The 12,314-nt window shown below is 66.1% G+C and carries 12 protein-coding genes; 1 reads left to right on the top strand and 11 read right to left on the bottom strand.

The annotated features are described in order from the left end of the window. Positions 1–5 precede the first annotated feature (5 nt). Positions 6–953: an alpha/beta hydrolase gene (locus tag WI560_RS16875; RefSeq protein ID WP_375304100.1), complete on the bottom strand. Its 948-nt coding sequence runs from the start codon at positions 951–953 to the stop codon at positions 6–8. 224 nt (positions 954–1,177) lie between these two features. Here WI560_RS16875 and WI560_RS16870 point away from each other — a divergent pair, with 224 nt between their 5' ends. Then, positions 1,178–2,203: a DUF2155 domain-containing protein gene (locus WI560_RS16870; RefSeq protein WP_375304099.1), complete on the top strand. Its 1,026-nt coding sequence runs from the start codon at positions 1,178–1,180 to the stop codon at positions 2,201–2,203. Positions 2,204–2,241: 38 nt separating this feature from the next. Here the strand turns inward: WI560_RS16870 and aat are convergent, their stop codons facing one another. From aat to WI560_RS16820, 10 genes are all read right to left on the bottom strand, one after another. Beyond that, on the bottom strand, positions 2,242–2,922 hold the full coding sequence (aat, locus tag WI560_RS16865; RefSeq protein ID WP_375304098.1) for a leucyl/phenylalanyl-tRNA--protein transferase: 681 nt from the start codon (positions 2,920–2,922) through the stop codon (positions 2,242–2,244). 60 nt (positions 2,923–2,982) lie between these two features. After that, positions 2,983–4,086 carry a sensor histidine kinase gene (locus tag WI560_RS16860; protein WP_375304097.1) on the bottom strand — a complete coding sequence of 368 codons (1,104 nt, stop codon included), beginning with the start codon at positions 4,084–4,086 and terminating at the stop codon, positions 2,983–2,985. Beyond that, entirely contained in the window at positions 4,083–4,523 is a 441-nt protein-coding gene (locus WI560_RS16855) for a response regulator (RefSeq protein ID WP_028136679.1), read from the bottom strand. The genes WI560_RS16860 and WI560_RS16855 overlap by 4 nt, the downstream gene beginning before the upstream one ends. Continuing rightward, complete coding sequence (locus WI560_RS16850) at positions 4,520–6,046, bottom strand: CHASE3 domain-containing protein (protein ID WP_375304096.1); 1,527 nt, start codon at positions 6,044–6,046, stop codon at positions 4,520–4,522. Before WI560_RS16850 ends, WI560_RS16855 begins: the two co-directional genes overlap by 4 nt. Before the next feature lie 105 nt (positions 6,047–6,151). Beyond that, a complete protein-coding gene (accC, locus tag WI560_RS16845; protein ID WP_375304095.1) occupies positions 6,152–7,510 on the bottom strand; it encodes an acetyl-CoA carboxylase biotin carboxylase subunit in 1,359 nt (452 codons plus the stop codon). Between the two features lie 80 nt (positions 7,511–7,590). Then, positions 7,591–8,079, bottom strand: coding sequence for an acetyl-CoA carboxylase biotin carboxyl carrier protein (gene accB, locus WI560_RS16840; RefSeq protein ID WP_028136676.1), 489 nt, complete (start codon positions 8,077–8,079; stop codon positions 7,591–7,593). Positions 8,080–8,116: 37 nt separating this feature from the next. Then, the gene (gene aroQ / locus WI560_RS16835; protein WP_028136675.1) at positions 8,117–8,584 is read right to left on the bottom strand and encodes a type II 3-dehydroquinate dehydratase; all 468 of its coding nucleotides are present in this window, start codon (positions 8,582–8,584) and stop codon (positions 8,117–8,119) included. A 227-nt stretch (positions 8,585–8,811) separates the two neighbouring features. Beyond that, positions 8,812–9,663 (bottom strand): DUF1236 domain-containing protein, encoded by an 852-nt coding sequence (locus WI560_RS16830; RefSeq protein ID WP_375304094.1) that lies wholly within the window; start codon positions 9,661–9,663, stop codon positions 8,812–8,814. Between the two features lie 211 nt (positions 9,664–9,874). Continuing rightward, a complete protein-coding gene (locus WI560_RS16825) occupies positions 9,875–10,642 on the bottom strand; it encodes a DsbA family protein (protein ID WP_375304093.1) in 768 nt (255 codons plus the stop codon). A 109-nt stretch (positions 10,643–10,751) separates the two neighbouring features. Next, positions 10,752–12,149 carry a M48 family metalloprotease gene (locus WI560_RS16820; RefSeq protein ID WP_375304092.1) on the bottom strand — a complete coding sequence of 466 codons (1,398 nt, stop codon included), beginning with the start codon at positions 12,147–12,149 and terminating at the stop codon, positions 10,752–10,754. Positions 12,150–12,314: the final 165 nt, after the last annotated feature.

Raw genomic sequence — 12,314 nt, 5'->3', positions numbered from 1 at the left:
GCGTTTCAGCCCAGCCCCTTCAACCACGCACCGATCTCGCCGACGGCAACATTGGCCTCTCGCAACAGCTTGCCCATGGTGAAGAAGCCGTGGAATTGGCCGGGATAGTGCCTGGTCGTCACGGGCACGCCGGCCTGCTTCAGCCGCACGGCATATTCGTTGCCTTCGTCGCGCAAGGGATCGGCGCCGGCGGTCAGCACATAGGCCGGCGGCAAGCCGGCCAGGCTTGGCGCGCGCGCAGGCGAAGCGCGCCAGTCGTGGATGTCGGCTGCGCCATTGAGATAATGGTCGCGAAACCAGCGGATCACCGAATGCGTCAGCAGCACGCTGGTCTCGGGCTCGCTGTGGGAGCCGTGCGTCATGGCGAAATCGGTGGCGGGATAGATCAGCACCTGGCCCGCGAGTGCAGGGCCGCCAGCGTCGCGCGCGGCGAGCGCGACGACCGCGGTAAGATTGCCGCCGGCGCTGTCGCCCCCGATCGACAGGCGTGAAGCGTCGATGCCGAGCTCGCGCGCGTTGGCGGCAACCCATTGGGTCGCGGCCACCGCGTCCTCGGTGGCGGCGGGAAATTTGTGCTCGGGCGCGAGTCGGTAGTCGACCGAGATCACGATCAGCGCGCCTTCGACCGCGAGCTGACGGCAGACGACGTCGTGGGAGTCGAGATCGCCGATCACCCAGCCGCCGCCGTGGAAGAACACCAGGGCCGGCGACAGGCCGTCGTGCCGGCGCGGCTCCTTGGGAACGTAGAGACGGGCGGGAATCGCGCCGTGCGGGGCCGGGATCGAGAGCGAAGCGACGCGGGCAAGCTCGGGGGCGTCAGGATTGGTGGCAAAGCGCGCCTGCGAATAATAGGCGCGGGCCTCCGGCGCGGTCAGGGTCTCGTAGGCCGGGCGGCCGGCGTCCTGGAAAGCCCTGTAGACGGCGGCGGCATCGGGATCGAGCACAACGGGCATGGGGGCGACCTCGGGGTTTCCAGTCTGGTTGGATGTCGTTGGGGGGCGATGCCGGCCCCGCGCCCCTGGGAGGGGCTGATTGACTATCCCATTCGGGACCCGGTCTGGCCAGATGGGGCCGGGAAGGGCAGGGATGCCGCCCTTCCCCCGCCGTATTCGCCGTGTTAACCGGATGGTTCGCCGTGTTAACCGGATGGCCTGCGAGCGGCGGTAACCCCTATAGAATGTCCAACAAGCCCGATTCGCTGTTGAAGCCGCGCGAGATGTTTCGAACCATTACCCTGACAGGTCTTGCGGCGCTTTTGGCCGCCACCGCGCTGACGGTTGCGACGCCGGCTCAGGCGCAAATCGGCACGATCTTTTCCGATCCGCCGCCGCCGCGGCCGCCCGGCACCATTCCGCGCGGCCAGCCGCAGCCGCAGCAGATCCCCGACGACGACGAGGAGGTGCCGGAGCTGCCGCCGCAGGGCCGCGTGCTGCCGTCGCGCCCGATGCCGCCGCCGCCGGGCCGGCAGGGGAACGTGATGCCGGGACCGGTCGAAACCCAGCCGCTGGCGCCGCCGCCGGGCTCCAGTGTCGCTCCGCCGAACCAGCCGCCCTCCGCGGCGATCGCACCGCCCGGTGTGCCGGGCGCGCCCGGTCGTCAGCCGCAGCAGAAGGGCGCTCCGGGCGCCGTGCCGCAGACCCCGGCAAGTCTCCAGCCGGGCGACGAGGTCGTCACCGAGCCGCCGGCGCAGAAGATCGTGAACAAGAAGGCGACCTTCTCCGGCCTCGACAAGATCACCGGCCGCATCATCAATTTCGACGAGGAGATCGGCGAGACCGTTCAGTTCGGCGCGCTCAGGGTCAAGACCGACGCCTGCTACACGCGGCCGGCCACGGAGGCCACCAACACCGATGCCTTCGTCGAGGTCGACGAGATCACCTTGCAGGGCGAGGTGAAGCGCATCTTCTCCGGCTGGATGTACGCGGCCAGCCCGGGCCTGCACGGCGTCGAGCATCCGATCTACGACATCTGGCTCACCGACTGCAAAGAGCCGCAGCAGACCATTGCGACGGCGGCGCCGGATCCGGCGGCCAAGCCGCCGCCACCGCCGCCGGCACAGAAGAAGGCTGCGCCGAAGCAGGTGCAGCAGCGTCCGCCGCAACCTCTGCCGCCGATCCAGCAGCAGCAACCGGCGCCACCGCCGCCCCCGCCGCCGCCCGAGCAGCGGCCGGGTCTGTTCGGTATTCCCGGGTTTGGCCGCTAGGCCAAATCTCCCGGCTTCGGCCGTAAGCCGGCGATCGACTATTGCCTTGAAGCGACGATCTCGAGTGCGCGCGCGCCCGGGATGGCCTCGCCGGGTGAGAGCCTGAGGAAATCGCCGGGCTCGCCGGCCAGCGCCTTGTCGAGCAGCGCGGTGTAGCGCCGCCGCGAGATCTCGACCGCGCCAAAGCTCTTCAGGTGCTCGGTGACGTACTGAGTGTCGAGCAGCTCGAAGCCGCCGTAAATGAGCCGCGCGACCAGATGCACCAGCGCGACCTTCGAGGCGTCGCGCGCGGTGTGAAACATACTCTCGCCGAAGAAGGCCCGCCCCAGGCTGACGCCGTACAGCCCGCCGACGAGATCATCGCCCTGCCAGGCTTCGACGCTGTGGCAATGGCCGAGCTGGTACAGGCCGCCATAGAGGTCGCGGATGCGCTTGTTGATCCAGGTGTCCTCGCGCCCGGCCTGCGGCGCGGCGCAGCCCGCGATCGTCGCCTTGAACGCGGTGTTGACGGTGACGCGAAACACGTCCGAGCGCACCGTGCGCGCAAGCCGCGAGGCGACACGAAATCCGTCGAGCGGGATGACGCCGCGAAATTCCGGCTCGACCCAGAACAGGGTCGGATCGTCGGCGCTTTCCGCCATCGGGAAGATGCCGCAGGCATAGGCGCGCAGCAGCACGGCCGGGGTGATTTCAGACGGAGCGGAGTCGCGCGAAGTCATGGTTCGCGATGATAGCAGGATCGCGAGGCCGTTGCGATGGGGCGCAACGGCAGCGCGAGGTCAGCCGGCGGCAGCGGTGCTGGTCTTGCCCGGGCTTGCGGGCACGCGCGCGAACTTCAGCACGACCCGGGTTCCGGAATGCGCGGGATCGCGCTCGACCGAGGCGTCGAGCTTGGCGGCCATGGCCGCAACGATGCGCTGGCCCATGCCGGTGGAGCGCGGATCGGCCTTGACGGCGTCACCGACGCCGTTGTCGGCGATCGACAGCAGGAGATCGTCGCCTTGCGCGGTCAGATCGACATGGATCGGGCCGGCGCCGTCGGGATAGGCGTATTTCACGGCGTTCATCACCAGCTCGTTGACGATGATGCCGACGGCGACCGCGCGGTCCGGATCGATCTCGATCGGCTCGGCCTTCAGGGTCAGGCGCGACATCCGGTTGCCTTCGGCCGAGCGGCGGAGATCCTCAAGCAGGGACTCCAGATATTGGTTCAGCACCACGCTCTTGAGGTCCTGCGAGGTGTAGAGGCGCCGGTGCACTTGCGCGACCGCGGCGACACGGCCCATGGCGTTGGTCAGCGCTGCCTTGACCTCGTCCTGCGCGGCAGAGCTTGCCTGAAGGTGCAGCAGGGAGGCGATGATCTGGAGCGAGTTGCCGACGCGGTGATTGACCTCGCGCAGCAGCAGCTCGCGTTCGGCGGCAAGAGCTGCGTAGCGGTCGCGCGAGGCATGGATCTCGGCTTCGGCTTCCTCGCGCGCCTTCTGCAATTCGGCCTGGCGCAGCGCGCCCTCGGCCGCGACGTGGAGGAGGGGGATGAAATCGCCGGTGACGTCCTTGACGAGATAATCGGCAGCGCCGGCCTTCAGCGCGGTGACGGCGATGCTGGAATCCTGCGAGGCCGTGACGAACACGACGGGCGGTGCGTCCGGGATCGCCATGATCTGCTCGAGCGTCTCCAGGCCGTCGAGACCTGGCATGTACTGGTCGAGCGCGACCACGTCGATGCCGCCCTCGGCACGAGCGCGGCGGATGCGCTCCAGGCCTTCCTCGCCGCTCGCGGCATGGACGACCCTGTAGCCGCGCCGCGTCAGGCCGCGTTCGACCAGGTGCGCCAGTGCACGGTCGTCGTCGATGTAGAGCAGGGTTGGCGTGCGCTGGTTCATGGGGCGGCGGGCGGGACCTGGATGACCGAGAAGAACAGGCCGAGCTGCCGGATGGCATTGGCGAAATTCTCGTAGTTGACGGGCTTGGTGATGTACACGTTGCAGCCGAGCTCGTAGCAGCGCTTGATTTCCTGGGAATCGTCGGTGGTGGTCAGGACCACCACGGGCGAAGCCTTCAGATATTTGTTTTCCTTGATCTGCCTCAGGATGTCGATCCCGGTCATGTCGGGCAGGTTGAGATCGAGCAGGATCAGAAGCGCATTGCCCTTCTGCACGAGGCCGCTGCCGTCGGCGCCGAACAGGTGCTGCATCGCGTCGGTGCCGTTGGTGAAGGAGACGATCTCGTTGTTGACGCCCGAGCGGCGGATGTTGCGCTCGATCAGGCGGGCGTGGCCCTCGTCGTCCTCGATCATGATGATGGTGACAGGCTGGGTCATCGATCTCTGTTCCGGTTGTTCACGTTCCAGGCGATCGGCAGCGTGATCGTGAAGGTGCTGCCCGCGTTCAGTTCCGATGATACCGACATGGTGCCGCCGAGACGACGCACAAGTGCACGCACATGCGCAAGACCAATGCCCTGGCCGGGCTTGTCCTGGGTTCCGGCGCGGCGGAACAGGTCGAATATCCGCTGGTGATCCTTCGGGTCGATCCCCCGGCCGTTGTCGCTGATCTCGAAGATAGCGTACCCGAGCTTGGTCCGCCCGCGAATTCTGATCTCTCCGGGCACGCCGGGCTTGAGATATTTGATCGCGTTGTCGATCAGATTGGAGAAAATCTGCTCAAGCGCGAGCCGGTCGCTCACGACATTCGGCAGCGGCTCGACATGAATCTGGGCCTGCGCCTCGTCGGCCTGGTGGGCCAGCGTGGTCACAATGGCCTCGATCAGCTCGCGTGTGTCGATCTTGACCGGCTGGAATTCGCGGCGGCCCTCGCGGGTGAGGTTGAGGATCGCCGAGATCAGCCGGTCCATCTTGGCGATCGAAGACTTGATGAAGCCGAGCGCTTCGGAGAAGTCCTCGGACAGCTGCTTGTCGGCGCCTTCGAGCGCGATCTCGCCCGGTCCGGCGGGCGCCAGCGGCGCTCCCTCTGCAGGAACGCGAGCGAGGCTGCCGATGCGGCGGAAGATGTCGCCGCCAAGCTCTTCGAGTTCGCTGGTGAAGCCCATGATGTTGACGAGCGGCGAGCGCAGATCGTGGCTGACGATATAGGCGAAGCGCTGGATCTCGTCATTGGCCTCGCGCAGGTCCGCCGTGCGCTCGTCGACGACGGATTCCAGATTGACGTTGGCGTCGCGCAGGCGCGCTTCGGCCTCGTCACGGGCGCGGGCCGAGCGCCGCACCAGCCAGGTCGAGATCATGGCCAGCAGCACGACGAGGCCGGAGCCGATGCCGGTCATCGATGCGGCCAGGGTCTGGCTGCGGTCGGAGTTGGCGGTGCGGAGCCGAAACAGCCGCTCCTCCTCGCGGATCATCGCGTTGGCCTGGTTGGTGATCGTGGTCGTGGTGTTGCCGCGGGCGGCCTCGCGGACGAGCTCCGTGGCGCGGTCGAGCTGCCCCTGCTTGACGAGGCTCATCTCGCGCGAGAACTGGTCGAGCCGGGTCTCGATGGCCGCGCTCAGCTTCTCGATGCTGTCGCGTTGCGCCGGATTGTCGCCGATCTGGCGCGTGAGCTTGTCGAGCGCCGGAATGATCGCGGCGACGGCTTTCTCGTGATCCGACTGGAAATCCGGCCCTTGCGTCAGGAGAAAGCCGCGGGCGCTGCTCTCGGCACGGCGGATCTCGAGCAACAGGGCGTTGATCTGGCTCTGCGCCTCGATGGTGTGGACCACCCATTTGCTGTCTTCCCGCGCCTCGTTGACGAGGTAGACCGAGCCGGCGCTGATCACGGTCAGCACCAGAAGACCCGCCCCGATCAGCAGGATCTGCCAAAATGCCCGCCGTCGTTGGGCCTCGGCCGTCACCACGGCCTCGCTTTGTCACGTCTTGCGGAAGTCAAAACGCCCCCTTGGAACTGTCCCCGCGTCCAGAACGCAATTGGGGCCAAAGGGTTCCACCGGAAATGCGGATTATCGCGGGGCCGGTTCCACCTTGCCGGCCAGATATTGTTCCAGCCAGTGGATGTGGTAGTCGCCGTTGATGATATCGCCTTCGCGCACCAAAGCGCGGAACAGCGGCAGCGTGGTTTCGATGCCTTCCACCACCATCTCGTCCAGCGCCCGGCGGAGCCGCATCAGGCATTCGGCGCGGGTCTTGCCGTGCACAATCAGCTTGCCGACCAGGGAATCGTAATAGGGCGGGATCGTGTAGCCCTGGTAGACGGCGGAATCGATCCGCACCCCCAGCCCGCCCGGGGGATGGTATTGCAGGATGCGGCCGGGCGAGGGGCGGAAGGTCTGGGGATTTTCGGCGTTGATGCGGCACTCGATGGCGTGGCCGATGACCTGAACCTCTTCCTGCTTGGCCGGAAGGTCACCGCCGGCGGCGATGCGGATCTGCTCCAGCACGAGGTCGATGTCGGTGATGCTCTCGGTGACGGGGTGCTCGACCTGGATGCGGGTGTTCATCTCGATGAAGTAGAATTCGCCGTCCTCGAACAGGAATTCGATGGTGCCGACGCCGAGATATTTCATCTCGCGCATCGCCTTGGCGCAGGTCTCGCCGATCTTGGCCCGCGCGGCCGCGTCGAGCACGGGCGAGGGGCCTTCCTCCCAGACCTTCTGGTGGCGGCGCTGCAGCGAGCAGTCGCGCTCGCCGAGATGGATCGCGCCGCCGCGACCGTCGCCGAGGATCTGGATTTCGATGTGGCGCGGCTTCTGGAGGTATTTCTCCAGGTAGACCGAGGCATCGCCAAAGGCGGATTTGGCCTCGTTGGCCGCCGTCGACAGCGCCACCTGCAGATCCGCCTCGCTGTGGGCGACCTTCATGCCGCGGCCGCCGCCGCCGGCCGCCGCCTTCACCAGCACGGGAAAGCCGATCTCCCTAGCAATGGCCAGGGCGTCGTCGTCGGGGCCAACGGCGCCGTCGGAGCCGGGCACGACGGGAATGCCGAGCTTCTTGGCGGTCTTCTTGGCCTCGATCTTGTCGCCCATCAGGCGGATATGCTCGGCCTTGGGGCCGATGAAATGTAGATTGTGCTCGGCGAGGATCTCCGCGAAGCGCGCATTCTCCGACAGGAAGCCGTAGCCGGGATGCACGGCATCGGCGCCGGTGATCTCACAGGCCGCGAGCAGTGCGGGCACGTTGAGATAGCTGTCCTTGGACGCCGGCGGGCCGATGCAGACGCTCTCGTCCGAGAGGCGCACATGCATGGCGTCGGCGTCGGCGGTGGAGTGCACGGCGACGGTCGCGATGCCGAGCTCCTTGCACGCCCTGAGGATGCGAAGGGCGATCTCGCCGCGATTGGCTATGAGGATCTTGTCGAACATGGTGCCTCAGGGGCGAATGGGGAATGGCGAATGGCGAATAGGGTGGAGCAGCTGGTCGCACCGCGCTATTCGCCACTGCCTCACTCGATGATGACGAGCGGCTCGCCGTACTCGACCGGCTGGCCGTCCTCGACCAGGATCTGCGTCACCGTGCCGGCGCGCGGCGAGGGGATCTGGTTCATGGTCTTCATGGCTTCGATGATCAGCAGCGTCTGTCCGACCGAGACCTTGCTGCCGACCTCGATGAACGGCTTGGCGCCGGGCTCGGGCGCCCAATAGGCGGTGCCGACCATCGGCGAGCTAACCGCGCCGGGATGCTTCGACAGGTCGGGCCCAGCGGCGGCCGTCGCGGCGGGGACACCCGGCAGGGCGGCGGGAGCCGCAGCCATCGGCACGGGCATGGTCGCAGCCACGCTGATGTTGCGGGCGACGCGCAGGCGCAGGCCCGCGCGCTCGATCTCGATCTCGCTGAGGCTGGTCTCATCGAGCAGGAGCGCGAGCTCGCGGACGAGCGCGGAATCCTCGCTGGAAAACTTTGCGGCTGCTTTGTCGTCTGGCTGGCGCGCCATGTTGTTTGATCCGAATGTTCTGTTTGATGAGGGAGCTTCAGGCTTTGGGCTTGATGGCAAGCTTGGCGGCGAGGCCCTGGATGGCGAGGCGGTAGCCCTCGATGCCGAAACCGCAGAGCGAGGCGAAGGCCGCGCGTGCCGTGTAGGAGTGATGACGAAAGCTCTCGCGGGCGTGGATGTTGGTCACATGCACCTCGACCGTCGGAATCTGAACCGCGAGCAGCGCGTCGTGCAGCGCGATCGAGGTGTGGGAATAGCCGCCGGCATTGACGATGATGCCCTTCATCTTGCGCCGATGCGCCTCGTGGATGAAGTCGATCAGCTCGCCCTCGCGGTTGGACTGCCGGCAATCGGCCTTGAGGCCGAACGTCGCCGCCGTCTCCCGGCACAGCGCCTCGACGTCGGCCAGCGTCGCGTGGCCATACTTCTCCGGCTCGCGCGTCCCCAACATGTTGAGGTTCGGCCCGTTCAGGACGAGGATCGTGTCGGTTGCGGGTTCTGCCATTCCAATCCCGGAAGAGGTGCTTCGGCGTGGCGGGGTTATAGGTAACAAAGCGTCCCAGGGGAAGCCTTGAAGGACCTTCGAGGGGCCCTCAGGTACCTCATCCTGGCTGCAAAAATCTGTGCGGAAGCTACGGAAATTGCTTGTTAACCAGCCCGAACCATGGCTGCCGGCAACCGCAAAGGGGGCGGGCATTGCTGCCCGCCCCCTGCGGCTGCCGGTGATCCGGCTTAGACGTTCAGGACCGCCACGATTTCGTAGGTGTCCGGATTGATGATCACGATCTCTTCTTTGACCAGGATGTACTTGTAGGTCCGCCACTCCGGATAGATCGACACGACCCGGGACGGCAAGGTGTGGAAGGTAATGCCCTCGCGCGGCACGCGGGTGCCGACCGAGATCGAGAAGTTCACGTTGGTCACCGGGGTCACCCGCTGCTCGCGGATCACCGAGGTGATCTGGGTCCGCTGCTCGGTCGAAAGCTTCGCGGCGGCGCCCGCCTGGCCGACCGTGGTCGAAGTCGAGCTCTGGCCCTGGGCGTTCTGGTTGGTGCTGGTGCCGGTCTGGCCCTGAGCATTCTGATTGGTGCTCGTGCCGGTACCCTTCTGGGTCTCGGCGTTGTTGGTCGAGGTGCCGCTCTTGCTGCCCTCAGCCTTCATGTCCTTGTCCTTGCCGGACTTGGTGGTGTCCTGGCTCATGCTCTTGGACTTGTCCTGGGACTTGTCCATCTGGCCCTGCGCGCGATCGTCGGTGCGCTGGCCCTTGGTGCCGGCCTTGTCTTCGGCGTTCTTGTTCATCGCGCCGCCCGAGGAACGCTCGTCCTTCATCGCGCCGGACTTATCTTCGGACTTCATGGAGCTGGAGCCGCCGGACTGGCCGACAGTGCCTTTGTCCTGGCTCATGGAATCGCGGCCCATCGAGCCGCCGCGCTCAGCGGCGCCGCCAGAAGGCTGCGACTGCTGCATCTGTGCGCCACCGGCGCCACCACCGCTGTCGCGGCCCATGGTGCCCTGTGCGTTGGCGAGACCGGTGCCCGCGACGAGTGCGGCTGCGGCAACTGAGATCATAAAGCGGTTCAACATCGAATTCTCCTCACGTGTTTCTTTGCGTCATTGCCCGCGCCGACAACGAAAGGAGATTTGAGTTGTTCCGGAACTTCGTCTGTTCCGCGGCATTTGTTTGTTGAACGCCAGATGAATGACTTTGCGCGAAGACGCCAAGGTTCGGCGCAAGAAGAAAGGCCGGCTTTCCAGCCGGCCTTGTCGCGTTTTCCGAATATCGCAAAACCTGTGATCAGCAGGTTGCCTTGCCGCAGCGGGCGATGCCGATCTTTTCCCTGAGGCTTTCGACGCCGACGGCGCCGATCACGATCTGCTTGCCGATGACGTAGCTCGGCGTGCCGTTCATGCCCATCGCTTCGGCGAGCTTGAAGTTCTCCTCGATGGTGGCGCGCACCTCGGGGCTGCCGATGTCCTTCTCGATCCTCGCGGTGTCGAGGCCGGCTTCCTTGGCCGCCTGAAGCGCGCGCGCCTTGTCGGCGGCGCCGCGGCCGGTGAGCAGCTTCTGGTGGAAGTCGAGATATTTCTTGCCGGTGGGATCCTGCATGCGCACAGCGACCGCGACCTGCGCCGCTTCGACCGAGCCCTGGCTCAGCACCGGAAACTCCTTCAGCACGACCTTCAGCTTCGGATCGCTCTTCATGATGGTCAGCATGTCGTCCATCGCGCGCTTGCAGTAGCCGCAATTGTAGTCGAAGAACTCGACGAAGGTGACGTCGCCGTCCTTGTTGCCGAGCACGACCTGTCGCGGCGAGTTGAAGATCGCCTCGGCGTTCTGCGCGACGCTCGCTTCATGCTTTTTCGTTTCGGCCGCGGCCTGACGTTTGCTGAGCTCGGCCATGGCCTCCTCGAGCACCTCGGGATGGCTCACGAGATAGTTCTTGATGATCTTCTCGATCTCGGTTCGCTGCGTGTCGGAGAAGCTGTCGGCAGCGGCCGGCGCGACTGCGCCGAACATGGCGAGCGCAAACAGCGCGGGAGCAAGCGAGCGCAGCGAAGGCATAGGCAAATCCTCTTATCTAAAGCAGGTTTCGGGAAACGTCCCGGCGGCGTCAAAGCTCGGTGTCGTGACGTCGTGGTGCAAGGCGTCTTTAGGTTTGGCGTCGTTCTCGTCAGTTGCGCGGCGGCTTGGCCGCAACGATGTCGTCGGCCTTGACCCATCCAGGCGTGCCGACGGCAAAACGGGTTTTCGCGCGCGTGGCGAGTTCGCGGGCGGTCTTGTTGTCGCCGCGCAAGTAAGCGGCCTGGGCCGATGCGAGATCCGCCTCGGCATAATCTCCCTTCCGGCCATAGGCCATCGCGAGCTGGCTGTAACCGAGGATGGCCTCGGGCTCCCGCGCCACCGCGGCGCGGAGAATCCGAACGGCGTCGTCGGTGTAGGCCTTATTATCGGTTCCAACCAGAGCCTGCCCAAGTAACATCTCGATGAGGGGCGAGTTGTTCGAGAGTGCGGCAGCCTTGCGCAGGGGCGCGATAGCCTCGGCGGCCTTGCCGCTTTCCAGCAAGGCCTGGCCGCGCACCTCGTAGAAGTACGGATTGCTCGGCTGAACCTGGATCAGCGCATCGATCTGGGCGAGGGCGCTGCGCAAGTCCCCGTGCAGATAGGTGCTGATGGCGCGGGCATAGCGCGCCGGCATGCTGTCGTTCGAGAGCGGATAGCGGCGGTACACCGTCTCCGGCCGCTCCATGAAGGCGGATATCTTGGCGCGAACCATGTCGTGGCGAAGCTGAAGCGCGGGATCGTCCTTCTTGCTCCAATAGGGGCTGGAGCTTGCGAACTCCTGCAGCGCGGCAACGCGCTCGGCCGGCATCGGATGCGACTGGAGATAGGGGTCGGCGCCGCGCGCGGCGAACAGGCTCTCGCTGGTGAAGCGCTTGAAGGTCTCGTACATGCCCTTCGGCGATTGCTGGGTCGCGGTCAGGAACCGCACGCCGGCGCGGTCGGCGTTCTCCTCCTGCTGGCGCTGATAGGACAACAGCGACCGGCGGATCACCTCCTGGGGAGCGGACATGGCGGCGGCGCCGACATTGGCGAGCCCGTTGTTGCCGGTGCCGCGCTGGGTGCTGCCCGCGGCGATCGCGCCGGCGCCGAGCAGCATCGCGATGATCATCTGGGTCTGGGCGGCGGCGAGCTGCTCGCGCAGCTTGGACAGATGGCCGCCCGCCAGATGCCCGGTCTCGTGCGCGAGCACGCCGATGATCTGGTTCGGCGTCTCCGATTGAAGGATCGCGCCGTAATTGACGAAGATGCGGCGGCCATCGGCGACGAACGCGTTGAACGAGCCGTCGTTGAGGATCACCATCTGGATGTTCTGCTTCTCCAGACCCGCGGCGCGCAGGATCGGGCGCGTATATTCGCGCAGCAGTTGCTCGGTCTCGGTGTCGCGCAGGACCGGCGGCCCTTTGGCTTGCGCGTGCGCGGTGGAGAACGGCGTCAGCGCGATCGCCGCGGCCGTGACGAGGGCGGTGAGGGCGGAAGCCTTCTTGCGCAATGCGATCTGGAGCGACATCAAACGGTCTTGGTCAAACGGTCTGGAAAGCAGTTTCGTGATGGGTTTGGCGATTGGCGGCGGACCGGATACGCGATATGCCCTTGTGAGCCGTTCCCCTTATGAGCCGCACAATGCGGCCAGTCTGGGGCGCAAGCGCTCCGTTCCCGGGCCGGAGGCACCGGC

It is taken from the genome of Bradyrhizobium sp. A11 (assembly GCF_042077125.1).
Taxonomy (GTDB): Bacteria; Pseudomonadota; Alphaproteobacteria; order Rhizobiales; family Xanthobacteraceae; genus Bradyrhizobium; species Bradyrhizobium japonicum_B.
This window is presented reverse-complemented; position numbering and strand designations above follow the sequence as displayed.

Coding starts and splice junctions, on each gene's coding strand:
- WI560_RS16830 (WP_375304094.1), bottom strand. CDS start 9,663: ATGTTGAACCGCTTTATGATCTCAGTTGCCGCAGCCGCACTCGTCGCG.
- WI560_RS16855 (WP_028136679.1), bottom strand. CDS start 4,523: ATGACCCAGCCTGTCACCATCATCATGATCGAGGACGACGAGGGCCAC.
- WI560_RS16860 (WP_375304097.1), bottom strand. CDS start 4,086: ATGAACCAGCGCACGCCAACCCTGCTCTACATCGACGACGACCGTGCA.
- aroQ (WP_028136675.1), bottom strand. CDS start 8,584: ATGGCAGAACCCGCAACCGACACGATCCTCGTCCTGAACGGGCCGAAC.
- WI560_RS16875 (WP_375304100.1), bottom strand. CDS start 953: ATGCCCGTTGTGCTCGATCCCGATGCCGCCGCCGTCTACAGGGCTTTC.
- accC (WP_375304095.1), bottom strand. CDS start 7,510: ATGTTCGACAAGATCCTCATAGCCAATCGCGGCGAGATCGCCCTTCGC.
- WI560_RS16870 (WP_375304099.1), top strand. CDS start 1,178: ATGTCCAACAAGCCCGATTCGCTGTTGAAGCCGCGCGAGATGTTTCGA.
- WI560_RS16825 (WP_375304093.1), bottom strand. CDS start 10,642: ATGCCTTCGCTGCGCTCGCTTGCTCCCGCGCTGTTTGCGCTCGCCATG.
- aat (WP_375304098.1), bottom strand. CDS start 2,922: ATGACTTCGCGCGACTCCGCTCCGTCTGAAATCACCCCGGCCGTGCTG.
- accB (WP_028136676.1), bottom strand. CDS start 8,079: ATGGCGCGCCAGCCAGACGACAAAGCAGCCGCAAAGTTTTCCAGCGAG.
- WI560_RS16820 (WP_375304092.1), bottom strand. CDS start 12,149: ATGTCGCTCCAGATCGCATTGCGCAAGAAGGCTTCCGCCCTCACCGCC.